Annotated in this window: 23 protein-coding genes; 9 read left to right on the top strand and 14 right to left on the bottom strand. The window is 68.0% G+C overall.

What is annotated here, in order from left to right; genetic code table 11:
* Positions 1–6: 6 nt before the first annotated feature.
* From ACFVAV_RS25460 to ACFVAV_RS25445, 4 genes are all read right to left on the bottom strand, one after another.
* Positions 7–1,005: a diiron oxygenase gene (locus ACFVAV_RS25460; RefSeq protein ID WP_379037761.1), complete on the bottom strand. Its 999-nt coding sequence runs from the start codon at positions 1,003–1,005 to the stop codon at positions 7–9.
* A 171-nt stretch (positions 1,006–1,176) separates the two neighbouring features.
* Positions 1,177–1,770, bottom strand: coding sequence for a hypothetical protein (locus ACFVAV_RS25455; RefSeq protein ID WP_379037760.1), 594 nt, complete (start codon positions 1,768–1,770; stop codon positions 1,177–1,179).
* A 139-nt stretch (positions 1,771–1,909) separates the two neighbouring features.
* Complete coding sequence (locus tag ACFVAV_RS25450; RefSeq protein WP_379037758.1) at positions 1,910–2,629, bottom strand: TetR/AcrR family transcriptional regulator; 720 nt, start codon at positions 2,627–2,629, stop codon at positions 1,910–1,912.
* Between the two features lie 7 nt (positions 2,630–2,636).
* Complete coding sequence (locus tag ACFVAV_RS25445) at positions 2,637–3,368, bottom strand: MerR family transcriptional regulator (protein ID WP_379037757.1); 732 nt, start codon at positions 3,366–3,368, stop codon at positions 2,637–2,639.
* Between the two features lie 100 nt (positions 3,369–3,468).
* Here ACFVAV_RS25445 and ACFVAV_RS25440 point away from each other — a divergent pair, with 100 nt between their 5' ends.
* The gene (locus ACFVAV_RS25440; RefSeq protein WP_379037756.1) at positions 3,469–5,196 is read left to right on the top strand and encodes a GMC oxidoreductase; all 1,728 of its coding nucleotides are present in this window, start codon (positions 3,469–3,471) and stop codon (positions 5,194–5,196) included.
* Positions 5,197–5,335: 139 nt separating this feature from the next.
* Here ACFVAV_RS25440 and ACFVAV_RS25435 read toward each other — a convergent pair whose 3' ends face one another.
* A complete protein-coding gene (locus ACFVAV_RS25435) occupies positions 5,336–5,917 on the bottom strand; it encodes a CGNR zinc finger domain-containing protein (RefSeq protein ID WP_379037755.1) in 582 nt (193 codons plus the stop codon).
* 101 nt (positions 5,918–6,018) lie between these two features.
* On the opposite strand from ACFVAV_RS25435, the gene ACFVAV_RS25430 reads away from it, so the two are divergent.
* Both ACFVAV_RS25430 and ACFVAV_RS25425 read left to right on the top strand, forming a co-directional pair.
* Entirely contained in the window at positions 6,019–6,882 is an 864-nt protein-coding gene (locus tag ACFVAV_RS25430) for an SDR family NAD(P)-dependent oxidoreductase (RefSeq protein WP_379037754.1), read from the top strand.
* 100 nt (positions 6,883–6,982) lie between these two features.
* Positions 6,983–7,315: a hypothetical protein gene (locus ACFVAV_RS25425; RefSeq protein ID WP_379037753.1), complete on the top strand. Its 333-nt coding sequence runs from the start codon at positions 6,983–6,985 to the stop codon at positions 7,313–7,315.
* Between the two features lie 47 nt (positions 7,316–7,362).
* Here the strand turns inward: ACFVAV_RS25425 and ACFVAV_RS25420 are convergent, their stop codons facing one another.
* Together ACFVAV_RS25420 and ACFVAV_RS25415 are read right to left on the bottom strand one after the other, a co-directional pair.
* Entirely contained in the window at positions 7,363–8,019 is a 657-nt protein-coding gene (locus tag ACFVAV_RS25420; protein WP_379037752.1) for a GNAT family N-acetyltransferase, read from the bottom strand.
* Between the two features lie 132 nt (positions 8,020–8,151).
* Entirely contained in the window at positions 8,152–8,691 is a 540-nt protein-coding gene (locus ACFVAV_RS25415; RefSeq protein ID WP_379037751.1) for a winged helix-turn-helix transcriptional regulator, read from the bottom strand.
* 57 nt (positions 8,692–8,748) lie between these two features.
* Between ACFVAV_RS25415 and ACFVAV_RS25410 the strand changes: the two genes are divergently transcribed.
* Positions 8,749–9,393: a dihydrofolate reductase family protein gene (locus tag ACFVAV_RS25410; RefSeq protein ID WP_379037792.1), complete on the top strand. Its 645-nt coding sequence runs from the start codon at positions 8,749–8,751 to the stop codon at positions 9,391–9,393.
* A gap of 61 nt (positions 9,394–9,454) precedes the next feature.
* On the opposite strand, the gene ACFVAV_RS25405 is transcribed toward ACFVAV_RS25410, so the two are convergent.
* The 3 genes from ACFVAV_RS25405 to ACFVAV_RS25395 form a co-directional block, all read right to left on the bottom strand.
* The gene (locus tag ACFVAV_RS25405; protein ID WP_379037749.1) at positions 9,455–10,345 is read right to left on the bottom strand and encodes a DUF5995 family protein; all 891 of its coding nucleotides are present in this window, start codon (positions 10,343–10,345) and stop codon (positions 9,455–9,457) included.
* A gap of 189 nt (positions 10,346–10,534) precedes the next feature.
* Positions 10,535–11,521 carry a hypothetical protein gene (locus tag ACFVAV_RS25400; RefSeq protein ID WP_379037748.1) on the bottom strand — a complete coding sequence of 329 codons (987 nt, stop codon included), beginning with the start codon at positions 11,519–11,521 and terminating at the stop codon, positions 10,535–10,537.
* Positions 11,522–11,630: 109 nt separating this feature from the next.
* Entirely contained in the window at positions 11,631–12,548 is a 918-nt protein-coding gene (locus tag ACFVAV_RS25395) for an IclR family transcriptional regulator (protein ID WP_379037746.1), read from the bottom strand.
* An 88-nt stretch (positions 12,549–12,636) separates the two neighbouring features.
* On the opposite strand from ACFVAV_RS25395, the gene cysD reads away from it, so the two are divergent.
* From cysD to ACFVAV_RS25370, 5 genes are read left to right on the top strand one after another with little or no spacing between them, the layout of a single operon-like run.
* Positions 12,637–13,542: a sulfate adenylyltransferase subunit CysD gene (gene cysD, locus ACFVAV_RS25390; RefSeq protein WP_379037745.1), complete on the top strand. Its 906-nt coding sequence runs from the start codon at positions 12,637–12,639 to the stop codon at positions 13,540–13,542.
* A complete protein-coding gene (gene cysC / locus ACFVAV_RS25385) occupies positions 13,542–15,395 on the top strand; it encodes an adenylyl-sulfate kinase (RefSeq protein WP_379037744.1) in 1,854 nt (617 codons plus the stop codon). Before cysD ends, cysC begins: the two co-directional genes overlap by 1 nt.
* Complete coding sequence (locus ACFVAV_RS25380) at positions 15,392–16,609, top strand: hypothetical protein (RefSeq protein ID WP_379037742.1); 1,218 nt, start codon at positions 15,392–15,394, stop codon at positions 16,607–16,609. The genes cysC and ACFVAV_RS25380 overlap by 4 nt, the downstream gene beginning before the upstream one ends.
* Positions 16,606–17,391, top strand: a complete 786-nt coding sequence (locus ACFVAV_RS25375) for an SDR family oxidoreductase (protein WP_379037739.1) — start codon at positions 16,606–16,608, stop codon at positions 17,389–17,391. The genes ACFVAV_RS25380 and ACFVAV_RS25375 overlap by 4 nt, the downstream gene beginning before the upstream one ends.
* 17 nt (positions 17,392–17,408) lie before the next feature.
* Positions 17,409–18,542 (top strand): sulfotransferase family protein, encoded by a 1,134-nt coding sequence (locus ACFVAV_RS25370; protein WP_379037738.1) that lies wholly within the window; start codon positions 17,409–17,411, stop codon positions 18,540–18,542.
* 15 nt (positions 18,543–18,557) lie between these two features.
* Here ACFVAV_RS25370 and ACFVAV_RS25365 read toward each other — a convergent pair whose 3' ends face one another.
* From ACFVAV_RS25365 to ACFVAV_RS25350, 4 genes are all read right to left on the bottom strand, one after another.
* Positions 18,558–20,183 carry a TerD family protein gene (locus ACFVAV_RS25365; RefSeq protein ID WP_379037737.1) on the bottom strand — a complete coding sequence of 542 codons (1,626 nt, stop codon included), beginning with the start codon at positions 20,181–20,183 and terminating at the stop codon, positions 18,558–18,560.
* Positions 20,184–21,475: 1,292 nt separating this feature from the next.
* Positions 21,476–23,422 (bottom strand): acetoacetate--CoA ligase, encoded by a 1,947-nt coding sequence (locus tag ACFVAV_RS25360; RefSeq protein ID WP_379037736.1) that lies wholly within the window; start codon positions 23,420–23,422, stop codon positions 21,476–21,478.
* Entirely contained in the window at positions 23,419–24,165 is a 747-nt protein-coding gene (locus tag ACFVAV_RS25355; protein ID WP_379037734.1) for a 3-hydroxybutyrate dehydrogenase, read from the bottom strand. The genes ACFVAV_RS25360 and ACFVAV_RS25355 overlap by 4 nt, the downstream gene beginning before the upstream one ends.
* Positions 24,162–25,562, bottom strand: a complete 1,401-nt coding sequence (locus tag ACFVAV_RS25350; RefSeq protein ID WP_379037732.1) for an MFS transporter — start codon at positions 25,560–25,562, stop codon at positions 24,162–24,164. The genes ACFVAV_RS25355 and ACFVAV_RS25350 overlap by 4 nt, the downstream gene beginning before the upstream one ends.
* Between the last annotated feature and the right edge of the window lie 46 nt (positions 25,563–25,608).

The following is a 25,608-nucleotide window of genomic DNA, read 5'->3' as shown; positions in this document are numbered from 1 at the left end:
CGACGATCAGGCGATCCGGCGCGTGCCGCGTTCGGGCTCGCTGCGGTAGCGCGAGACGGGTCCGTCGACGCCGAGTGCCCGCCACATCCGCCGGGCGATCGGGTTCATCAGGCCGAGGTCGTCGGCCAGTTTGCGCATGTCGCCGAAGTAGCCGGACAGGATCTTCTGGGAGTGCTCCGACTTCCAGAACGCCTGCTCGATCGCCTCGTGGGGAATGTCGAATTCACGCTCGAACGACCGCGGCGGCGCCATGATCTCCCCGGCGAGCCAGCGCATGGCGATCGGGAACGCCACCGAACACGCGCCACGGTTGAACTTCCCCATGCGCCCGATATGCGCGGCGAGGAATTCACCCGCGAAGGAGATGTGGCGCGCTTCCTCGGCGATGTGGATCTCCATGGTGCGCAACACCATCGGCGGCATCGACGAGCCCTCGCGGATGACGGCCTTCTGGTAGTGGTCGATCGGTTCCTCGCCGCCGAGGATGCCGATGAACAGGATCGTGTGGGCGTAGCCGCCCGCGACACCGATCAGCGGGGAGAGCACCTTGAACATCGGCCGCATGCCCGGCACGTCGATGCCGATGCGGTTCACCAGTTCCTGGAACATCTGGATGTGGTTGCACTCTTCGGTCATCTCGTGCAAGCAGTACCGGAACTCGGGCGAGCCGTTGGGCAGCTTCATGATGTACTGCATCATTCCGCGGATCAGGATGCTCTCGAAGGCAGCGCCGACCTTGATGACATTGGCGGTGCGCCACTTGCCGATCGCGATCTGCTTGTCGAGCGGCTGGTCGCGGTACCACTGGGTCGCGCCCAGCGGATCGACCTCGGGTGAGAGCACCCAGCGCACATCGTTCGGGTCAAGGGCGAGCTCCGGCGAATCCCAGTCGATGTCGAGGTAGGGATCGAAATGCCGGTCGACGGACCCCTGCGAAAGGGTCGCCAGCGCATCTCGGTACTCCTCGGTGATGAGTCCGCCACGGCTCGATTCGGTCAGCGTCATCGGTGCCTCCTCGGTTCGCGTCCGGCGGCGGCGCTGTAAGCGCCGTCACACCGGTAACCCCGAGAATAACTGAGACTCGCAGTCCCACACAACCCGCCACGCCGACTTGTGATGAGCCGTTCGATCATGCGATCCAGGAACCGGCGGCGAAGGCGACACAGTGACGTGGGTCTACTCGACGAGGAGGACAACCAGTTGCCGGGCCAGCCCGGCATCGCCGGGGCCACCCAGCCAGACCAGGGGACGGCGAGGGTCGAGGCGGTCGAGGGCGTCGGGGAGGGAGCCGAAGACCCGGTCGGCGCGGACGACGCAGACTTGCGGGACCACCTCGGAGACGGCGGGGCTGCCGTGGACGTCCAAGGCCAGGGAACCCGTCGATGCGTCGCCCGCGACGGCGTCACGGACCACGGCATCACCGGATTCGGTGGTGCCCGAGCCGCCGTGCACGACCTGGTGGCCCGGTGCGCTCGCCCAGTGATCGAGCCAGGCCGGGCCGGGCTCGACGGCCGCCAGGACCGAACTCGCGCTCATGCCGTAGAGCACGTCCGCGACCGCGGCGGGCAAGCCTGCGAGGTCGACGGTCCGCACGAGGGAACCGTGTTCGCGCAACCGGTCGGCGAAACGAGTGAGCACGGCCGCCCGTTCGGCCGGATCGACGTCGTCACCGTGGCCCGACGTACGGCGCATCGGCACCCGGCGCTCGTCGTCGGGTAGGTCCAGCAGCCCGTCACGGACTCGGCGCAAGATCTCCTCGCGAGAATTCACTCGGGCACTCCCGTTCGTTGGCGACACCGGTGGACATCGCCGTTCACACATCTCTCACCCCACATACCGCGGGAATCACCTCGTTCGCTACCGTACCGACCGGTCTACGGTAGGCGGTCCGACGCTCCGGACCCAATGGCTAGTTCGCGGCAACCTGCCCGAAGCCGAGCATCCGCAGCAACTGTTCGACCTGTAGGTCGAACACTTCGGCACGATCGGCGAAGGTATCGCGGCCGTACATGTCGAAGACGTCGAAGTTCACCGCGCCGAACAGGGTCGTCCAGGCGGTGAGGGCGACGGCGATCAGCCAGTCCGGGGCGGCCAGCCCGAATTGCTCACGAATAGCGGAGAAGTCGCCCGTGGTGGATGGCGAGATCACCGGTTCCACAGCGGGGGCGCTGAGCTGCCCGGCGCGGTAGGCGCTGTCGATGATGCCCAGCAGCGTCGCGATCACCCGCACGCCCGGCGCTTCGGTGTCCTCGGCGGGAGCCGCGTAACCGGGCACGGGCGTACCGAAGAGCAAGCCGTACCAGGCGGGCTCGGCCTGCGCCCACGCCCGCACCGTCCGCGCCACCGTCCGGAAGCGGGTCGCCGGGTCGTCCGGCGCGTCGGCCAGTGCCGCGTCGACCGTGTCACCGAGCGCGTTGTAGCCATCGACCACGAGCATCGTCAGCAATTCGTCGCGACTGCGCACATACCGGTACACCGCCGAGGACACGACGCCCAGATCGCGGGCGACAGCGCGCAAGGACAGCGCCGCGGCGCCCTGCGACGCGAGATGATCCCGGCCGATCCGTTTGATGTCGGCGATCGTCTGGGCGCGAGCCAGCGCCCGCGGTCCTGGTCGGTCGGTACTCATCGACCGATCATCGCGCACCGGCCGCGCCGTGCAGGCGGCGGCGTTCGCTCGTGTCGTCGACCGGGTCGACCGCACCGGCCGCGCGTTCGATCTCCGCGGCGAACGTCGCGCCGCCGACCTCCCAGGCCATGGCCAGGAACTGGTCACGGAACCGGCTGAGGTCGACGCCGACGTCCTCGCCGCCGTACCCGGTGCCCGCCGCGGCGCGAACCGTGCGCACGACGTCGTCGGCGAGGTCGGCGATCCGTTCCCGGATCAGCGTGCGCAGCACACCACTGAGGGTGATGTCGGTGCCGACGTCGTAGAGCACGAGCGCGCCTTTGAGCATGGGGCGGTCGGGCACGAACCAGCTGTCGTCGCGCCGCTCGAGGTAGCCGGCCGCGATCAATTCGGCGAGGACGTCGGTGCCGCGGTCGCCGAGCAAGCCGGTCAGTTCGTCATCGTCGACCAAGGCAGCGCGCTCTCCCGTCTGCGCGGCGCGCGGATCGAACAGCGTGCGCCAGTCACCGGCGCCGGGCGCCGGTTCGGCGTCGAACACCTCGCGGATGGCGTCCAGGCGCAGCCCACGGGCCTGCATCGCGACGATGTCGCGCAGCCGGTCCAGGTGGGCGTCGGAGTACACGACCTCCTTGCCCGCGCGACCGGGTTTCGGCAGCACGCCGAGCGAGTGGTAGTAGCGGATCGTGCGCGCCGCCACGCCGCTGACATCAGCGAGTTCCGCACGGGTGTATCGAGGCACCCGACCAGCATAGGGCCCGATCCCCGCGAACTTTGACAGCTCTGGCTGTCGACGTTAGCGTTACCGGCGTCACTGTCGACACCCTTCGAGGAGCCCTCGTATGTCCGATCGCACCACCGACTTCGACGTCTTGATCGTCGGCTCCGGCTTCGGCGGCAGTGTCACCGCGCTGCGCCTGGTGGAGAAGGGATACAAGGTCGGCATTCTCGAGGCCGGCCGCCGATTCGCCGACGACGAGTTGCCCAAGACCAGCTGGGACCTGCGCAAATTCCTCTGGGCGCCCAAGCTCGGCTGCTACGGCATCCAGCGCATCCATCCCCTGCGCGACGTCCTGATCCTCGGCGGTGCCGGTGTCGGTGGTGGTTCGCTGAACTACGCCAACACCCTCTACGTCCCGCCGGAGCCGTTCTTCCAGGACGCCCAGTGGCGCGACATCACCGACTGGCGCGCCGAGCTCACCCCGTACTACGAGCGGGCCCAGAAGATGCTCGGCGTGGTGCGCAACCCGCACATGACCCCCGCCGACGAGATCTTCAAGGCTGTCGCCGAGGACATGGGCGTCGGTGACACCTTCGTGCAGACTCCGGTCGGCGTGTTCTTCGGCGAGCCGGGCAAGACCGTGGCCGACCCGTACTTCGGTGGCGCCGGCCCCGAGCGCACCGGTTGTGTGGAGTGCGGTGACTGCATGGTGGGCTGCAAGTTCGGCGCGAAGAACACCCTCGTCAAGAACTACCTGTACCTCGCGGAAAAGGCCGGGGCACAGATCATTCCGATGACGACGGTCAACGCCCTGCGCCCGCTGCCGGACGGCACCTGGGATGTCGCGACCGAGCGCACCGGTGCCTGGATCCGCAAGGATCCCCAGACCTACACGGCCAAGCAGGTCGTCCTCGCCGCGGGCACGCTCGGCACGCAGAAGCTGCTGCACTCGATGCGCGATCAGGGTGTGCTGCCGAACCTGTCGGACAAGCTGGGCCTGCTGACCCGCACCAATTCCGAGTCCATCGTCGGCGCGGCGACCAAGACGCTGGCGCCCGGTCAGGACTTCACCAAGGGTGTCGCGATCACCTCCTCGATCCACCCCACCCCCGACACCCACGTGGAGCCGGTCCGCTACGGCAAGGGCTCCAACTCGATGGGCCTGCTGCAGACCCTCATGGTCGACGGTGGCGGCAAGATCCCGCGCTGGCTGCGCTTCCTCGGCGTCGCGCTGATGCATCCGCTGTTGCTGGTGCGGTTCCTGAGCGTGAAGAACTGGAGCGAGCGCACCATCATCTCGCTGGTGATGCAGCACCTGGACAACTCGATCACCACCTACACCAAGCGCGGCCTCTTCGGCGGGCGCAAGCTCACCTCCAAGCAGGGCCACGGCGAACCGAATCCGACCTGGATTCCGGCGGGCAACGATGTCACCCGCCGGGTCGCGGAGAAGATCGGCGGCGTCGCGGGCGGCACCTGGGGTGAGGTGTTCAATGTCCCGCTGACCGCGCACTTCCTCGGCGGTGCCGCCATCGGCGCCGACCGTGAACACGGCGTGATCGACGCCTACCACCGCGTATTCGGTTACCCCACACTGAGTGTCGTCGATGGTGCCGCCGTCTCGGCGAACCTGGGCGTGAACCCGTCACTGACCATCACCGCCCAGGCCGAGCGCGCGGCCGCCTACTGGCCGAACAAGGGCGAGGTCGACACCCGCCCCGAGCAGAGCGCCGGTTACACCCGGATCGAACCGGTCGCCCCGCAGCAGCCCGCCGTGCCCGCGGGTGCCCCCGCCGCACTGGTGCTGCCGATCGTGGAGATCCGCAGCAAGGAGCAGACCGCGGGCTGACCCCCGCCCCGAAATTCGGCCCCGGACAACGGTTTCGCACCGTGATCCGGGGCCGTTCTCGTTCTCGAAGGGGTGGCTATCGGCTCGGTTGGGATCGCCGAATTGCCCCAGCGGTCGACGTGCTGGTGGACAGAGTTGTTCAGGAGCCGGCTTGCTTGCGGCGCTGCCGAAGAGCGCGCATCGACACCTGCGATCCGCATCCGGGGCTGCAGTAGCGCGCGGCCCGGTTGCGGGTGCGATCGATGAAGCCGAAGTGGCACGGCGGATTGCAGCATGCCTTGATCCGCATCCAGTCGCCGCGCTGCGCCGTCTCGGTCACCGCGGCCAGAACGGCCCCCAAAGCGCCGGGGACACCGGTCGATCCGGCGAGGAGCTGCGCCGTTTCCGCGGTGACGACCGTTGTGAGCGGATAGCGAACACCGGCCTGCAGCAGATACCGTTCCGCCTCGGCGACCAGGGCGTCATCGATATCTGGATCACCCGCGTGTGTCAGCAGCACCGTGACCAGTGCGTCGCGCAGCTCACGCGCGGCCGCCGCGTCGGAGTCGGTCACCACGATGGCGGCGGCGAGCAGGCCCTGCTCGATCGCCCAGTCCGCGAATCCCGAAGCTGTGTCGAAGACCTCGACGCGCCCCGCGCCGTCGGCTCTGGTGTTGACGAACTGCAACACCAGAGCAGCCGCATCGTCGCTCCACTTCGGTGCCTCCTGCGTCGCCTCCACCCCTCCACGATACCAACAACACACGCGGCTAACCCGGTTGATCACAACATTTCCGCGCAAAGAACTTGAAATGTTGTGAGCTAACCGATTACGCTCGCAACATGACGAATGCAGGAAACACCCCCCCGATCTGGTTCATCACCGGCGCCTCCTCGGGCATCGGACGCGAGCTCGCAGTTCAGGCACTGAAGGCCGGAGAAGCTGTGGTCGCTGTGGCTCGACGCACCGAAACTCTCGGTGACCTGGGAGAAAACGACCGACTGCTCGCGGTCGAGGCAGACGTGCGCGACGAGGCAGCCGTCGCGAAGGCGGTCGAGCAGAGCGTGGCTCGCTTCGGCCGCATCGACATCGTCGCCAACCTTGCCGGCTACGGACTCTTCGGGGCAGTCGAGGAAGCAGCCGACGAGCAGGCACGGGCAATCTTCGACACCAACGTCTTCGGCGTACTCAACGTGCTGCGCGCGACACTGCCGGTGCTACGGGGCCAGCGGTCCGGGCACATCCTGCAGGGCTCGTCCTACTACGGCCAGACCGCAGATCCCGGCGTCGGGCTGCTCGCAGCCACCAAGTATGCCGTCGAAGGACTCTCCGACGCGCTCGCAGCCGAAGTGGCGCCACTCGGGATCCACCTGACTCTCGTCGAGCCCGGCCTCACCGCAACACCTTTCCTGTCCAACCTCGACACGGCTACAGCAACCCACGCCGACTACGACCAGACGGTGCGCGCCGTACAGCAGGCGATCCAAGCGCTGCCTGCATCGGCGTTCTCCGGCGTCGATCGCGTGGCCGCCGGCATCCGCACGGCCGTGGCCGATGACAACCCACCCCGCCGCCTCGCCCTGGGCATCGCCGGCGCCGACAGTATGCGCACCGCGCTCACCGCACGCCTCGCCGAACTCGACAAGTGGGCCACCGTCACCAACCTGGTCGACGCCGGGCCCAGCACTCACGTCCACACCGGATAGACAACTTCCGCAGTGGCTCGGGTAGCGGGTGACCGGGCCGCGGGCCCTGGTCGCCCTGAACCCTCAGCGCGTCGGTGCGTGCCAGCAGTCACCGTTGGTGGTGGACTGGATCGTGTCGGTCCAGTCCATCCCCGCGGTCGCCGCTTCGATCCTCATCTTTCGGCTCGGACGCGACGAGAACGACCTGACCATCCGCTACGCCGCGCAGGCGACCTGGGGGTATCTCGCCGGCATCGACCACTGGGCCGCAACCGAATCCGCCGAACCCTTGACCACTGCTCTCCAGCGCACCACCGATCTGATGGTCGAAGCTGTCGGCGCCGTACTGAACCCCGACCGCGCCCGCGATCGGCGAACGCCAGATCGGCCGGGGTCAGCGTCGCCCATACCTCCTGTTGAAACTCGGCCGGCCTGTCCGGCACCTCGACGCTAAATATCGACGCAGCGTGAACCTCGAGACCCGGCCAGGAGATCAGGCTGTTACGGATTTGTTCGGATGCCGAAGAGCGGCAGGCACTCCGCCAGCCCGGTCACTGCCACGGGCACGCTCCGATGGGCTTCCCATCGGGTGCGCGTCAGCCGCAATCGTTGCAGCACCGCCGGCTTGCCACGCACCGCGTGCACTTCGATACCGTCGGGCTCGTACCCGAGTTTGCGGGAGACTCCGCGGGAGCCCAGGTTGTCCTCGAACGCACCGGAGACCGCCGAATTCGCCCCGAGCCGGGCGAAGGCCAACTCCAGAACCGCGGCCCGCATCTCCGTTCCGATCCCTTGGCCGTGGTGGGTCCGGCCGAGCCAGGATCCGGTGTTCACCTCGGAGCAGACCGCGAAGCTCTTCGCTGCGAGCGACTGCGTACCGACCACCATTCCGTCTCGGAGCACGACGAAGTTGAGGCTCCACGCATCGGGCTGCCACTCGGCCCAGCATCGCCAGTGCCACTGCAGTACCCGCTGTGCGCGGACATCCGGTTCCGCGTCTGTCCACTCCGCGGTGAACGGTTGCACCACCGGATCGTGCACTCCGTCAGCGGCCAGCCCGGCAAGTGCACCCATGTCCTCCGGACCTGGCATTCTCAGTTCCAGTCGGGGTGTCCGCACCTGTAATCCGGCCAGGGGCCAGTATGACGTCAGGCTCATACCGGCCATCATGACGATCGAGCGGCCTTCGCGGCCAACGATTTGTCACCGAGCAGCTATCCGAATGCCGTTGCGCTGCGCGGTTATTGCTGGCAGCATCGGGCTGCCACTCGGTCAACGGCGGCACGCGGTTTATCCAGCTGTTTCGTGCCCATTCCCTGCAACTGCTTCGTGATAGGCGGCGGTCAGTTCCGCAAGCACGCCATCGGCAGGTGTCGGCGTTCCGGCCAGGTGGGTCGCGCGGAGTTCGGCCATGAATCGCGCCCACAGCGGTGGGCCGCCGGTGGCGAGTAGTTCGGCGCGCACAGTCAGTTCCGGCGCCGTATCCAGCCAGGATGCGCCCCATGCGCCCAGTTGGGCCATCACCGGGACGAGCTGGATCGACGCCTCGGTGAGATGGTATTCGACCTTCTGACGGTGGCTCGGGTCGTCGTCTCGGGTGAGTAGGCCCGCGGCGACCAGTTTCGCCAGGCGGTTGGCCAGGATGTTCGACGCAATGCCCTCGATGGAGGCGGCGAGCAGTTCGCGAAAGTGGGTGTTGCCGCCGAACATGATGTCGCGCAGGACGATCAGACTCCATCGATCTCCGAGTAGCTCGATCGTCATGTTGATCGGGCAGCCCGACTTGCCCGGGGGCACCGGGAGTTTGTCGTGAGCAACTGGTTGCGCCATGGGATCAGTCTAGGTAGGTTGTTAACCGATTGCACTTTGCAACCAGAAGGGGTTCCGATGACAGCATTGGTCCGCGTTCACAACTTCGCCGTTTCCAGCGATGGATACGGTGCCGGGGAGGGGCAAAGCCTCGAGCGCCCCTTCGGCCACGCCGATCCGGGCGATTTCATGTTCTGGGCGGGTGCCACCGCGCACTGGCCCACCCGGACCGACCCCGGGGGGACCTACGGCCTCGACGACTACATCGTTCGCGACTACACCAACAACATCGGCGCCGAGATCATGGGGCGCAACAAATTCGGTCCACAGCGAGGCCCATGGGAGAACCACGACTGGCAAGGATGGTGGGGGGACGAACCCCCGTTCCACACGCCGGTGTTCGTCCTCACCCACCACCTGCGGCCCTCATTCACACTGGCGGACACCACGTTCCATTTCCTCGATGCGGCTCCGAAGGACGCGCTGGCGCAGGCATTCGATGCCGCCGAGGGCAAGGACGTGCGAATCGGCGGCGGTGTCGCCACGGTTCGGCAGTTCCTCGACGCCGATCTGATCGACACGATGCATATCGCCGTTGCGCCGGTCGAACTCGGTCGCGGCGAAAGGTTGTGGGCGAGTCCCGAGGAACTCGTCGACCGTTTTCATCTGGAGCAGATCCCGAGCCCGAGCGGGGTCGTGCATCACTTCTTCTGGCGACGGTGATCGGGGCCCAGCATCAGGCTACCCGAATGTCGTGTGCTGAGCGGCTGTTGCCGGACGCACGTCAGAGGGCGTTGATCCGTGCCAGTGCGTCGAAGGCCAGGTCGGCCGCCTGCCACAGGGCGGTGACCTCCGCGCGCACGGCAGGCGCGAGGGCGGGGTCCTGCAGGGCAAGGCCATTGGTGAAGATGACGGTATTGGCGCCCAGGTCGGCGGCGATGAGCATCTGCTCGGTGGCGACGCCCGCGCCGAACAGCTCGTCGAGTCCCTCGCCGACGAAGTAGAACCGCCACAGTGGGCCGAGGTCGGCGCCGTAGACCGCTTTGGTGCGGTCGATGATCACGTCGCCGACGGCGGCGATGCCGGCGACGATCTTGAAGTAGTCCGGGGCATTTTCGGGTCGACTGCCCACTGCCGCTACCGAATACGTCAGGTCGACGGTGAGGTGGGCGTTGTAGCCTGCCATGGCGGTGCGGGCTCTGGACACGCCGCAGTCCTGGGCGAGGGCGAAGTAGTGGGCCCAGTGGGGTTCGGTGACGCCGCCGGTGAATTCGGCGTGCAGGTTGTCCAGGAAACGGCGCAGGAGTTCCGTGCTGACCGCGTGCGCGTATTCGCGGTGCGCGAACGCGGCGGGATCACGCTGTAGCGGCATGACGGCCGCGTACTCGACGCCGTCGAGACCAATGGTGAACAGACCGCGCAGATCCCGGTGGGCGACGAGGATCTCGGTGATCCGGTGGTGACGGTCCACCGCCTCCTCGAGTCGCGCGAGGCTGTCGGCGCTGGCGATCGTCGAAGTATCCGACAGCCGTACGATGTCGGCGATATCGCCAGACGACAGCGTCGAACCACACGCCGTGTCGCGCACAGCGCCGGTGGCTGGTCCCGCGACGACCGCGGGCAGGGTCATGATCAGGGCCGCAGAGATGGCGGCAATCCCGCTCGATACACGCACCCGCAGATTCCACCACCTGCGAGCCCGACCCGCAGCGCACGCCCCGCGGACTGCACGTTCACACCTACACCGCGATCATCCACGGCGACCCCGCCCAGGTTTCCGACGCGGTGCCGTCCCGCACCGGCCATCCGGCCACCGATTTCACCGACTATCTGGCCGCGCTGCCGAAACAGTCCTGATCGCTGCTCAGACCAGGCGCAAGCTGGTGATGATCTTCTTTGCCTGGTCGGCGGTGAGTTCGCCGGTGGCATTGCGGTCGACGAGGAGGGTCAGCACCAGCAAGGTGTCGGCGGCGTTCTTGAAGGCGAAGGTGTACACCGAGTAGGCGTCGGCAGTGCAGCCTGCGACCGCGGGCTTCCAGGGGCCTGCGCTCTCGACGAACTGGCCGGTGACGCCGCTCTGGGTCGTGAGCGCGGTCGGTGAGGTCAACTTCCCGCCGGTCGGGTCCGAGTATCCGCCTGCCGCAGCGATTTTCGCGACGGCTTTGGCGGCGGCGGCCGGATCGGATTCGGTGGTCGTGGTGACGCCCGCCATGGCGCGGTAGGCCGATCCGGGGCAGTAGCTCTCGCCCTCGGTCGCCTGGCCGCGGCCGTTCATCGAGCCGATCGCCGTGGTGAAGGACATGGTGTCGTACTCGGCGGAGACCGACCATGCGGACGGCACGTCGTAGGCGACACGGTAGGAGGCGACGAGCACGCCTTTCGCACCCGGCGTCGCGGGTGCGGTGGTCGTGCCGGACAACGGTCCCGCTTTCACCGTCGGCGCGGTGGTCGAGGTCGCCGAGGCGGAGGTCTCGTCGGAGCTACTGGTGCCGATCACGACGGCGGCGATCCCGACGACAGCGATCAACGCGACCACGGCGACCACTGCGATGATCACACCGGCGCCGTTGCCGCGGCGCGGCGGTCCCGGATTCGGTTGTGGCGCATACCCGTACGGCTGTTGCGCATAGGGTTGCTGACCATACGGCTGCTGACCATACTGCTGCGGCGTATACGGCTGCTGACCGTACGGCGGTTGCCCGTACCCGGGCTGCGGCGCACCGTACTGCGGCGGCGGATATCCGCCCGGCTGCTGCGGGATGGCGGGCTGGGAATAGGGCTCCGCTCCGGTCTGCGGGGACTCCCCCGACATCCCCGGTGCCTCCCACCAGCGATCGCTGTCGTTTGCCACGTCGAGTCCTCCCTCGCCACCTGCCTCCGCGACCGTCCTGCGGGTCAGGCCAGGTTCACCCGTCAGCGTAATGGCGAACCGTCCCCGCCGGGCGCCGCGGTCCGGTCGGCTAGTGCGCGCTGATCCGATCGGCGGCAGCGACGGTCGCGGAACCGAGCTCACTCAGCGCCGCCGCGGACAAGCGGGTGTCGGGGCAGCTCACGACCGCGGCCACCACCGCGCCGCTCGCATCGCGGACCGGCGCGGCGAGGGTGACGACGGCGTTCTCGGGTCCGAGTTCGTCGGGCAGGTAGTCGATGGTGATCAGTTCGGTGATGACCGAGCCCAGTTGTGCGCGCAGCGCGGCGGTGATCGGCGAATCCCGCAGTCCCGCCAGCACTTCCAGCATCGGTGTCGAATCGTCGACGAGGCGTTCCACCGAGTAGCCGCGGACACGGATCTCGGCGAGGACGCGGGCCAGCCGATCGTGGTGGGCTGGATCGGCGGTCGCGAGCCACGCCTGCCGGGCCGGTTCCGGCGCCCAGGCGACGAACTCGCGGCAGACGGGTGGCGCGAGCGGGAGCCTGCGGCCTGGACGGATCCAGCTCGCGGACGGGTTTCCGACGACCTCGGTGACCACGATGCTGTCACCGTCGCGTTCGGCGAGAAAGACCGGATCACCGGTGCGCTCGAACAGGGCACGCAGGTGGGGCGCCGCGGTGCGGCGCAGGGGGAAGGCCGCTTCGGCCCGGCGGGCGACGGTCAGCAGGCGCAGACCGATGCCGTAGCAGCCGTCGTCGTCGCGCACGGTCCAGCCGTCCGCGGTGAGCTGCGTGAGCACTGCGTGCGCGGTGGCCCTGGACAGTCCCGCTTCGCGAACGATCCGGGCGAGTGACAGCCGGTCGGTCGGGTGCCGCGAGAGCAGCTCGAGCACCTTCACGACCCGTTGCGTCGGCGGCGATGCGGCGCCGGTGGAGTCGGCTTCGCTACCCGAATCAGCGATCACCTCTTGACCGGCGCGCTCGGCCCGGCTTATCGTCGGTGTCACAATATCGAACAATAGCGTCGAATATTCGACATTGCAACCCGGCAGCAGATGTTGCGCCGACGGAGCAGCGGAACGAAGTAGGTGAACAGTGCAGACGGGGTACGAGTTGTCGCACCTGGCGGCCTTGGAGGCCGAGTCGGTGCACATCTTCCGGGAGGTGGCGGCCACGTTCGAGCGGCCGGTGCTGTTGTTTTCCGGTGGCAAGGATTCGGCGGTGCTGTTGCACCTGGCGCGACGGGCTTTCTGGCCCGCACCGCTGCCGTTTCCGCTGCTGCACGTGGACACCGGACACAATTTCGACGAGGTGATCGAGTTCCGCGACCGGACCGCCGACCGCACCGGCGCGCGGCTGCTGGTCGCGCGGGTCCAGGACGACATCGACGCGGGCCGCTCGGTGGAGCGCCCCGGCGGCACCCGTAATCCGTTGCAGACCACCACCTTGCTGCGGGCGATCGGTGAGCACCGTTTCGACGCCGTGTTCGGTGGCGCGCGCCGCGACGAGGAGAAGGCGCGGGCCAAGGAGCGGGTGTTCAGCTTCCGCAACCGTTTCGGCGAGTGGGATCCGCGTGCGCAGCGGCCCGAGGTGTGGAACCTCTACAACGGGCGGCATCAGCAGGGCGAGCACATCCGCGTGTTCCCGCTGTCGAACTGGACCGAGCTCGACATCTGGGAGTACATCGACCGCGAGGCGGTCGAGCTGCCGACGCTCTACTACGCGCATCGGCGCCAGGTCGTCGAACGCGACGGCATGCTGTTGTCGGCGGGCCGGTTCATCACCCCGCAACCGGGTGAGCACACGTTCGAGGCGACCGTGCGTTTCCGCACCGTCGGCGACGCCACCTGCACCGGGTGTGTCGAGAGCGACGCGGACACCGCCGCGACGGTGATCGCCGAGACCGCCGCCACCCGGTTGACCGAGCGCGGCGCCACCCGCGCCGACGACCGGATCTCCGAGACCGGCATGGAAGACCGCAAGCGAGAGGGTTACTTCTGATGAGCCGCAACCTGTTACGCCTGGCGACCGCGGGCAGCGTCGACGACGGCAAGTCGACGCTCATCGGCAGGCTGCTCTACGACTCCAAGTCGCTGTTCGACGACCAGCTGGCCGCGATCGAGCGGGTGAGCACCGAACGGGGTGGCGACTCGGCCGATCTCGCCCTCGTCACCGACGGGCTGCGCGCCGAGCGCGAACAGGGCATCACCATCGACGTCGCCTACCGCTATGTGACGACACCGCGGCGCAAGTTCGTCATCGCCGACACCCCGGGCCATGTGCAGTACACCCGCAATATGGTCACCGGTGCGTCCACCGCCGACCTCGCGCTGATCCTGGTCGACGCCCGCACCGGGGTGTCCGAGCAGACCCGCAGACACGCCTTCCTCGCCACCCTGCTCGGCGTGCCGCACCTGGTGGTGTGCGTGAACAAGATGGATCTGGTCGGCTGGTCGCAGGAGCGGTTCGAGGAGATCCGCACCGAATTCGCCGCCTTCGCCGCGAAGCTGACGGTCGGTGACCTGAGTTTCGTGCCCGTCTCGGCCCTGCTCGGCGATAACGTCGTCGAGGGATCCGAGAATATGGCCTGGTATCCCGGACCACCGTTGCTGCGCCATCTCGAGGACGTGCACATCGCCTCGGACCGCAATCTCATCGATGCGCGGTTGCCGATCCAGTACGTCATCCGGGCCCAGCAGGGGCTCGATCACCGCAGCTACGCGGGCACCGTCGCCGGCGGCATCTTCAAACCGGGTGACGAGGTGGTGGTGCTGCCCGCCGGGCATTCCTCGCGCGTATGCGAAATCTGGGGGCCGGGCGGCACCAAGGTCGACGAGGCGTTCACCGGAATGGCGATCTCGCTGACGCTCGACGACGAGATCGACATCGGCCGTGGCGATCTGCTGGCCAGGCCGGGTAATCGCCCGCAACAGGGCGCCGATCTGGACGCGATGGTGTGCTGGTTCTCCGAGACCACGCAGTTGCGCGAGGGCGCACGGTATCTGGTGCGCACCGCGGCACAGACCTCACCGGCAGAAGTCACCGCCATCGAGTACCAGCTCGACGTCAACACCTTGCATCGGGTCGAGGACGTGGAAGCGTTGTCGCTCAACGACATCGCCCGGGTCCGGCTGCGCAGCAGGCAACCGCTGCTGTTCGATCCGTACCGGGAAAACCGGCGCACCGGCAGTTTCATCCTGATCGACCCGGTGACCGATCAGACCGTCGCCGCGGGCATGGTCACCGGACGCGACACCGGGGCGCACGCCGCACCGGCGACGGTGGTCTGGCACCGCTCGGCGGTGACCCGCGACGATCGCACGCACTCCGGCGCCACGATCTGGCTGACCGGCCTGTCGGGCTCGGGGAAGTCGACGATCGCGGTCGAGGTGGAACGTCAGCTGGTCGCGGCGGGACGCGCCGCCTATCTGCTCGACGGCGACAATCTGCGGCACGGCCTCAACGCCGGTCTCGGCTTCTCCCCTGCCGACCGGGACGAGAACGTGCGCCGGGTCGCCGAAGTCGCGGCATTGTTCGCCGATTCGGGCGCGATCGCCATCGTGTCGGTGATCAGCCCGTTCGCCCAGCAGCGTGCCCGCGCGCGCACCGCGCACACCGAGCGCACACTGCCGTTCCACGAGGTCTTCGTCGACACGCCGCTGCCGGAATGCGAACGGCGTGACCCCAAGGGGCTCTACGCCAAGGCCCGGGCCGGTGAGCTGCCCGGTTTCACCGGCATCAGCTCGCCGTACGAACGACCCGAGAACGCTGATCTCGTCATCACCCCCGATCTCGGCTCCCCCGCCGAGATCGCCGCCCATATCCTCCGAGAGCTAGGAATCGCAGACCGTTGACCCACTCCAGCACCGCCACCGAAGCCGGTAGCACCGCGCCACCGGAGCCACTCACCGCGCCGTTCACCGCCGCGGTGGCTCAGGCCGAAAAGCTCATCGCCGGCGCCGAATTCGTGCGCAGCGAGGCCGACCTCGCCGAGGGCTACGACTACCTCGCCGCGAGCGTCGCCGCCTGCCTGCGCCTGTCGGGCGCGCACGGGACCAGCCATCCGTACTTCGTGTCCTCGACCGGGCCGTACGCCAAGATGGGCCTGGACAATCCGGACACGCTCTACTATCACGCGAATATCGAGCCCGACGCCGAATACGTGGTGAGCGGCGTGCGCGGCAGCACCGTCGACCTCAGTTTCCAGGTACTCAAGGGCGATTACACCGCGACCGACGTGCCCGGCGGCGAGGACGCCTTCGACGATCGGCGGATCCCGATCGCCGACGACGGCAGCTTCTCGATCCGGTTCGGCCCCGCCAAGCCGGACGCGGGCGCCGGCTACTTCGCGCTCGGTGAGGGCGCGTCGATGCTGGCGGTGCGCGAGGTCTACGGCGATTGGACCGAGCGCAAGGGCTCGATCCGCATCGAGCGGGTAGACACCATCGGCACCGCACCGGTCGAGCCGGATCTGGCGCGCATGCGCAAACGCTACGGCGCCGCCGCGAAGATGCTGCTCACGCGGGTGCACACCTGGTTCAACTTCCCGAAGTGGTTCTATCTGGATCTGCCGGTGAACACCCTCACCGCGCCGCGACTCACCCCCGGCGGACTGAGCACCCAGTATTCCTCGGTGGGCCATTTCGATCTCGCAGACGATCAGGCGCTGGTGATCACGGTCCCGAAATCGGATGCGCCGTATCAGGGTTTCCAGCTGGGCAGCCTCTGGTACATCTCGCTCGACTACGTCAACCACCAGACCAGCCTCAATCATGCGCAGGCGCAGGTGGATCCGGACGGAATGATCCGGATGGTGGTGAGCAAGCAGGATCCCGGCATCGCGAACTGGATCGAGACCACCGGCCGCACACGCGGCATCCTGCAGTTCCGGTGGCAGCGCACCGACCGGCCGATGACCGAGGCCGACGGCCCGACAGTCACCCTCGTACCGGTCGCCGAGGTCGCACAACACCTCCCCCATATCGAAGACAACCGGATCGACGCCGTCGGCTGGCGTGACCGGATCGCCGCCCGGCAACGGGCTTTCGCCGAAAGGATGCTGGGATGAGCGGAGCATTGTTGGATGGAAAGGTCATCGTCGTGTCCGGGGTCGGCCCCGGGCTCGGCCGGTCGATCTGCCTGGAAGCCGCGGCTGCGGGCGCCACGGTCGTGCTGGCGGCGCGGACCGAATCACGGCTGCTCGAGGTGGCCGCCGAGATCGAGGCCGCCGGTGGCGCCACGCTGACCGTGCCCACCGACATCACCGACGAGGCAGCGGTCCAGAATCTGGTGGCGAAGACCGTCGACACGTTCGGGCGGGTCGACGCGCTGGTGAACAACGCCTTCTCAGTGCCGTCGATGAAGCCGCTGGACCGCACCGACTTCGATCACATTCGCTCGAGCCTCGACATGACGGTGCTGGGTGGCCTGCGGATGACCCAGGCGTTCACGCCCGCCCTCGCCGAAGCCAAAGGCGCGGTGGTGATGATCAATTCGATGGTCGTGCGGCACTCCGAACCGCGGTACGGCAGTTACAAGCTCACCAAGGCCGCGCTGCTGGCCATGTCGCAGACCTTGGCCACCGAGCTCGGCGGCAAGGGCGTGCGGGTCAACAGCGTGCTGCCCGGCTACATCTGGACCGACCAGCTGAAGTGGTACTTCGGTCAGGTCGCCGAGAAATACGGCATCACCGTCGAGCAGGTCTACGAGCAGACCGCCTCGAAGTCCGACCTGAAGCGGTTGCCCGAACCCGACGAGATCGCCCGTGCCGTGGTGTTTCTCGCGTCCGACTGGTCGTCGGCGATCACCGGCCAGACCCTCGACGTCAACTGCGGCGAATACCACAACTGAGCAAGGAGTTTCCTTCGATGACCGTGCGCACCGATGTCGGCACCGTGGCCGATCTGCACGCCTCAGCCACCAAACTCACCGGTCTCACCGATTTCGGGACCGACGACTACACCGAGGCGTTGCAGGTGCTGCTCGACTCGTATCGCGACGAGGCCGGGCTCACCGAGCTCGGCAGCAAGATGTCGCGATTCTTTTTGCGCGGCACGCTCGTTGCCCGCGCGCTGAGCGAAGCCGCGTGGGCGGCCAATCCCGGCTATGTCGACACACCGGTCACCCGGCCGATTTTCGTCACCGGCCTCCCCCGGACCGGGACCACCGCCCTCCACCGTCTGCTGGCGGCCGATCCGGCCAACCAGGGACTGGAGATGTGGCTGACCGACTTCCCGCAGCCGCGCCCGCCGCGCGAGACCTGGGACAGCAATCCGGCCTACCAGCAGATCGACGCGGGACTGCGGCAACATCAGGTGCAGAACCCCGAATTCATGGGTCTGCACTACATGAGCGCCTCCGATGTCGAGGAATGCTGGCAGCTGCTGCGGCAGTCGGGCATGTCGCACTCCTACGAATGCCTCGCCTACGTACCGGGCTACTCGCAGTGGCTGGCCGGCCAGGACTGGACGCCCGCCTACGCGCGGCACCGTCGCAACCTGCAACTGATCGGCATGAACGACACCCGCCGCTGGGTGCTCAAGAACCCCAGCCACCTGTTCTGTCTGGACGCCCTGCTCGCCGTCTACCCGGACGCCGTCGTCATCCAGACCCACCGCGACCCCGCCACCATCATCCCGTCGGTATGCAGCCTCAACGAGCACGCCACCCGCGGCTGGTCGACCACTTTCACCGGTGAGACCATCGGCCGCACCCAGCTCGACCTGTGGGCGCGCGGCCTCGCCGAGTTCACCGCCGCCCGCGCCCGCCACACCGACGCCACCTTCATCGACGTCGAGTTCGACGACCTGCGCGCCGACCCCTTCGGTGTCGTAGAACGCATCTACACCCGGATCGGGGCCGATTTCACCGACGAGGCCCGCACCGCCATCACCGCCCTCGACAACGAGAGCCGCACCGGCGACCGCAAACCCACCCACCACTACTCGCTCGCCGACTACGGACTCACCGAGGAAATGGTCGCCGAACGTTTCGGCGCCTGAGCGCCGACGAATGCGCTATTCGACCTCCACCCCGTGCTGCCGTGCCAGTGCGGCGAGGTCGAATTCGTAGCCCTGACCGACGGCGCGCAGGCGCCAGGTCTCGCCGCGCAGGTACAGCTCAGCGAGCAATAGGGTTCGTTCGACGGTGGCTGCGTCGAGGGTCGCTCGGATCACGGCGCCCGATTCGAGGCCCGGAGCGACGTCGACTTCGATCGCCCCGACGTCGCCGAAGGTGACGCCGGGAGCGTCGATGGCGGCCGCGAAGACGACGCGGGTGCAGTGTTCGGGAAGGTCATCGAGGGAGATCGTGATGGACTGCTCGGTGGGGCCCTCCTCGGAGAGCCGGGTCCCACCGGCTTCCGGCTGGTTGTAGAACACGAAATCGCCGGAGGCAGCGACCTTCTCGGCACTGTCGACCAGAAAGGCGACCAGGTCGACGGCCGCGTGACCGAGCTGGTTCCACGTGGCGCGCACGGTCCACGATTCCGCCTCCATCGGCAGATCTACCACCTGGCCCCGCGCCAGCACGGTCGGTTCGGAAGCTGACGGCTCCACTCTGCCCGGCGCAGATTCGGGAGCTGTCGGCGCCGTCGGCTCCAACAGTTCGGCTCCGTGGACAGGTAGCCCCAGCTCGGTTGCCTTCCGCACTCGGCGATCGGTGTCACCGCCCGCGAGAAGCAGCAGATCCGTCACCGAGGCGGACAGATTCACCGCCGCCGATCCGCCGAGCTCCACAATCCGGGTTCTGCTCGTGGCGGCCTCGTCATGGGTGCCGCCGAGGACCAAGACCCTGCGTCCCACCAGCCTGCCCGCGGGCCTGGGAATTCGACGGCGCGGGGGCACCTTGGTGCGCTGGCCCTCCCGGGGCATTCCCGGCTCGGTTGTTGCGAGGAGCTCGACGAAACGGGTTTCGTCGACGGTAGGCGTCGCGTGCTGGATCGCCCTGATCGCCTTGCTTGTTCCGCAATCGGGCGCGTTGGTGACCAGAACACTCGTCCGGCCGCTGACCATGCTCGTCACGTCGAGCCCGGCGGCTTCAGCCCGCGCCACCAACTCCTCGCGCTGGACTCGGGTTTCCCCGGTGAACGCTGCTTTCATGCCCTGGCGCAGTGGCCCATCCGGCTCCCAGCGCCCCGGGTAGGCGTACACGCACGACTGCTTCGGGCCGCGGCGCTCGGTCACCCACGCAGTCTGCGCCGGGCTGTCTGTGTCCGGCGTGCACGTCAGCAGGGGCGGGGCGATGCCAAGGCGGGCCGCATCGGCCACCAGCGCGCGCAGCACGTTCGCGAGGACGCGGGTGTCGTCCAGAGCGTCGTGCGCCTTCTGCTGCGGCACACCGTAGTAGTCGGCCAACGTACCCAGCTTGTAGTCCGGAGTCGGCAGTCCGAGCCGACGGGCGAACGCCAGCGTGCACAGTCGCCGCTGAACCGGGAGTATCCCGCCGGCCCGCTGGAACTCCGTCGCGAGAAAGCCGAAGTCGAACAGTGCGTTGTGCGCCACCAGGACCCGGCCGTCCAGCATCGACGACAGTTGCTCGTGCACCTGCGCGAATCGCGGTGAGCCGCGCAGCACCTCGGCGGTGAGACCGTGGATGCACTGGACCCGGGTCGCACCCGGGATCCACCAGGGTGTGGAACTCACGTGTCACCTGCCCCGTGCTGTCCAACGTGAGTGCGGCAACCGACAGCACCCGGTGTCGCCGCGGCTGGAGTCCTGAGGTCTCGACATCCACCACGGTGAATTCCCCGAAGCCGGAGGTCTGCTGTTGCTCGTCGCGACGTGTCATCGGTTGCATGAGCATCGCATCGTCATCGAGCGCCGAAATGTTGCAGGCTGCAGTGGGATTCAGCGATCGTTCAGCGCGTCACCCACATTGGTCGGCATCGCGGCTGCGCGCGACAGGACGCAGGCCTGTGTTCGGCGGGTGGGTTACGGACGTGGGCCGAAGAACTCGGCTCGCGCCGCGGTGACACGGGCCTGCGTCTGTGCCGCGCTCTGAAAGCTCAGCGCGGCCGATCCTCCGCCGGCTATTCCTAGCGCGAGGAGTCCGCCGATTACCGACAGGAGATTCGGCGCGGGGAGGGCGTCCGTGGCGCTGGTGGGTGTGACGTCGTGCGAGGGTACCGGCGCGTCACTGCTTTGGGCCACTGGAGCGTGTGGCGCCCCACCTTCACCGGGTGGTGTGGCCGGAGCAGGTACGGACGGTCCGGGTGCTTCGGGGGCAGGCGGAGACGGCGCAGCGGGGGCCTGGCCGCTGGGGTCGGGCTCTTCGGCCGCCGCTTCGGGCTCGGTTCCGTTGCCTAGGTTGGGGTTCACATAGTTGCCCTGATTCCCATCGCCCTTGCCCTGGTTGCCGTTCCCGCTTCCCGGGTTCGGGTTGCCGTTGTTGCCCTGATTTCCGCCCCCGTTGCCCTGGTTGCCGTTCCCGCTTCCCGGGTTCGAGTTCTCGTTGTTCCCCTGATTCCCGCCGCCGTTACCCTGGTTACCATTTCCGTTACCCGGGTTCGGGTTGCCGTTGTTGCCCTGATTTCCGCCCCCGTTGCCCTGGTTACCGTTCCCGCTTCCCGGGTTCGAGTTCCCGTTGTTCCCCTGATTTCCACCCCCATTGCCATTGCCGCCCGGTCCAGCCGCCAGCTGGACGCCGCCGTTTCCTCCGACTCTCTGCGCCCTGGAGATTCCATTCCCGCCGGGCGAATCCCCAGCTTCGCCGATGATGCTCGCCCCCACGCGTGTGGTGAGTCCCGGCTCGGCGGCCGCGACACCGCTGTCGCCGAGCAGGCCGAGGCATCCCGCGGCCCCCGCTGTGAGAATTCGTCTCGTCAGACCGGCCGTCCCGCGCACGTTGCCCCCTCATCGAGATATCGGATCACACGATTGCGGATCGGATCCGGCAGACCGCACGTTACGCACCGTGGTCGTCGCCCTCCATAGCGTCAGGGGCGACGGACCTGGGCATACCAGTCGAGGAGGGCCGGGTGATCGACCGCGGAGGTGTCGAGGACCTGGGATGGGGTAGCGCCCTGCAGGATTCGCTTGATGGGAACCTCCAGCTTCTTTCCGGTCCTGGTGCGGGGCACGCCGGGTGCGGCGATGATCTCGTCGGGGACGTGGCGAGGGGACACTTCGGTGCGGATGGTGGCGGTGATGCGGGATTTCATGGCGTCGGTGAGGGTGGCGCCGGTGGGGAGGACGACGAACAGCGGCATCCAATAGCCACCGTCGGGTTGTTCGGCGCCGATGACGAGGGAGTCGACGATGTCCGGGAGTTGTTCGACGGCCTGGTAGATGTCGGCGCTGCCCATGCGGATGCCGTGCCGGTTGAGGGTGGAATCGGAGCGGCCGTGGACGATGACGCTGTGCTGGTCGGTGACGGTGATCCAGTCTCCGTGGCGCCAGACACCGGGGTAGTCCTCGAAATAGGCGGCGCGGTAACGGGATCCGTCGGGGTCGTTCCAGAAGCGGATCGGCATGGACGGCATGGGTTTCGTGACGACGAGTTCACCGACGGCACCGTGGACGGGCCTGCCCTGGTCGTCCCAGGCTTCCAGGGCGACACCGAGGTACGGCGCGGACAACTCGCCCGGCCGGACGGGGACGGTCGGCGCGCCGCCGGCGAACGCCGAGACCACGTCGGTGCCGCCGCTGATCGAGGCGACCGGGATGTGCGCGCCGACGTTGTCGCGCAACCAGATCGACGAGCTGGCCGGCAGCGCTGAACCGGTGATACCGATCAGGCGCAGCGCGGACAGATCGTGGTCGCGCTGCGGGACCGCGCCGACCTTCGCACACGCCAGGACATAGCCGGGGCTGGTACCGAGCACCGTCGCGCGCAGGCGGGCGGCCATGTCCCACAGCGCATCCGGATTCGGGGCGGTCGGGCTACCCGGATAGCAGACGATGGTCGCGCCGACCAGCAGCCCGGCAGCCTGGAAGTTCCACATCATCCAGCTCGGGCTGGTGTACCAGAAGAAGGTGTCGTCGGGCCCGATATCGGACTGCAGCGCCATCGCTTTGAGGTGTTCGAGGAGCACACCGCCGTGGCCGTGCACGATCCCCTTGGGGAGACCGGTGGTGCCAGAGGAGTACAGGACCCACAGCGGGTGGTCGAACGCCACCTGCTCGGTGCACCACTGCGCCCCGTCGTCGGCACTCGCCTCCGCCCAGTCGAGCGCGCCGTCGACGACACCACCCAGCCGCGACACCAGCACCGTCGCCCGCAGACCCGGCAGACCGTCGCGCAGCGCCTCGACCTCGGCGACCTTGTGGTGTTCCTTGCCGCCGAAGCGGTATCCGTCGGCGGCCACCAGCACGACCGGCTCCAGCTGGCCCAGCCGATCCAGGGCAGCCTTCGCCGTGTAGTCCTGCCCGCAGGCGCTCCACACGGCCCCGAGGCTCGCGGTCGCCAGAAACGCGAGCACCGCCTCGGCAATGTCGGGCAGGTAGCCGACTACCCGATCACCGGGCCGGACACCGAGTTCGCGCAGCGTGCGTGCGAATCCGGCTGCCCGGCTTAGCATCTCGGCCCACGACAGCTCCGTGACCGCGCCACCCTCGTCGACCGACACGATCGCGGGCCGATCCGTCCGCGCCTGCCGGATCACCTGGTCGACGTAGTTCAGCCGAACACCCGGAAACCACCGCGCCCCGGGCATTTCCGTGTCGGCGAGCACCACCGCAGACCGCTCGCCCAGCGCGAAGTAGTCCCACACCGCGCCCCAGAATCCGGCCAGGTCGTCGACCGACCACTGCCACAGCGCCCGGTAGTCCGGCAGCGCGACAGGGTGCCGCGCCGCCACGAACCGCGCGAAGTCGGTGATCCGCGCCTGGGCGATGTCCTGTTCGGTCGGCACCCACTGCGGTGCCACGGTCACGCTCGTCATCGCGCGCTCCACCCCCCGTCCATGACGTAGGAGGAGCCGGTGACCATCCCCGCGTAGTCGGAGGCCAGCCAAGCGACCAGTCGCGCGACCTCCGCCGGTTCGATCAGCCGTTTGATCACGCTCTCGGTGAGCAGCACCTTCTCCACCACCTCCTGTTCGGGGATGCCGTGCGCGACGGCCTGGTCGGCGATCTGCTTGTCCACCAGCGGTGTTCGCACGTAACCGGGGTTCACGCAGTTGCTGGTGACGCCGTGCGGGCCACCCTCGAGCGCGGTCACCTTCGACAGCCCTTCCAGTGCGTGCTTGGCGGTCACGTACGCCACCTTGAACGGGGACGCGCGCAGCCCGTGGACCGAGGAGATGTTGACGATGCGTCCGAATCCTTGCTCGTACATGTGCGGCAGCGCCGCGCGGATGAGCAGGAACGGCGCCTCCACCATCAGCGTCTGGATGAGCCGGAACCGCTCGGGCGGGAAATCCTCGATCGGGCTCACGGTCTGCACGCCGGCGTTGTTCACCAGGATGTCGACCGACAGGCTCAGGTCCGCCAGCGCGCCGACGTCGAGAAGATCCACCGCCCAGGCGTTTCCACCGATCTCGGCGGCCACGGTCTTCGCGCCGAGCTCGTCGATATCGGCGACGGTGACCTCCGCGCCGCGCGCGGCCAGCTCGTGCGCGCAGGCCGCGCCGATCCCGCCCGCCGCGCCGGTGACCAGTGCCTTGCGTCCGATCAGGTCCGTCATGCCGACACGACCTTCGCCGGGGCGGGCGCGGCCACGGTGGCCGGGTGCGCGGCATCGGCGGCGTCGAGGGATTCGAGGTCGATGCCCTTGGTCTCCTTGGTGCACAGCACCGCGATCACCGTGACGATCGACGCCACCGCCAGATACACCGCGATCGGAACCGAGGAACCGTAGGAGTCGAGCAGCTTGACCGCGATGATCGGCGCGAGCGAACCCGCCACGATCGAGGTGACCTGATAGCCCAGCGACACACCGGAATACCGCATCCGGGTCGGGAACATCTCCGCCATGATCGCGGGCTGACCCGCGTACATCAGGCCGTGGAAGACCAGGCCGATGATGATCGCCGACAGGATCAGCGCGCCGTTGGCGGTGTCCATCATCGGGAACGCGAAGAACCCCCAGGTCGCGGCGGCCACCGCACCGACCAGGTAGACGGGGCGGCGGCCGACCCGGTCACCGAGACGGCCCGCCAGCGGGATCACCAGCATGTGCACGGCGTGCGCGGCCAGCAGCCACCACAGGATCGTCGTGGTGTCGGCATGCACGTGCACCTTCAGATAGGTGATCGAGAACGTGACGACCAGGTAGTACATGATGTTCTCGCCGAAACGCAGTCCCATCGCGGTGAATACGCCACGCGGGTAGCGGCGCAGCACCTCGAACACGCTGAACGACGTCGCTTTGGCCTGTTCCCTGTGCCGCTGCGCCTCGACGAAGATCGGGGCGTCGGTCACCTTGGTGCGCACGTAGTAGCCGACCAGCACGACGACCGCCGACAGCCAGAACGCGACCCGCCAGCCCCAGCTCAGGAACGCGGCATCGGACAGTGTCGAGGTGAGCACGAGCAGCACGACGGTGGCGAGCAGATTGCCCGCGGGCACACCGGCCTGTGGCCAGCTCGCCCAGAACGCGCGGCTGCGGCTGGGACTGTGCTCGGCGACCAGCAGCACCGCACCACCCCATTCGCCGCCGATCGCGAAGCCCTGGATGAACCGCAGCGTGACCAGCATGGCCGGTGCCCAATAGCCGATCTGGGCGAAGGTGGGCAGACAGCCCATCAGGAAGGTCGCGCCGCCGACCAGGACGAGACTCAGTTGCAGCAACTGCTTGCGGCCGTAGCGGTCGCCGAAGTAGCCGAAGACGATGCCGCCGAGCGGGCGGGCCGCGAACCCGACGGCGTAGGTGACGAAGGCCGCGAGGATGGCGTCGAGATCGCTGGTGCCCTTGGCGAAGAACACCTTGCTGAAGACGAGGGTGGCGGCGGTGCCGTAGAGGAAGAATTCGTACCATTCGACGACGGTGCCTGCCATCGAGGCGGCCACCACCCGGCGCAGACCGCTGGGTGCCCCGCCCGGGTCGTCGCCGGCCTGCCTGGTCGCGTTGCTGACGCTCATCACTGCTCCTTGGTGATCGCGACCACATCACATCAGAAATGTGACA

The sequence above is a fragment of the Nocardia sp. NPDC057663 genome, from assembly GCF_042799895.1.
GTDB lineage: Bacteria > Actinomycetota > Actinomycetes > Mycobacteriales > Mycobacteriaceae > Nocardia.
The sequence above is the reverse complement of the archived record's forward strand: the minus strand, read 5'-3'. Positions and strand labels throughout refer to the sequence as shown.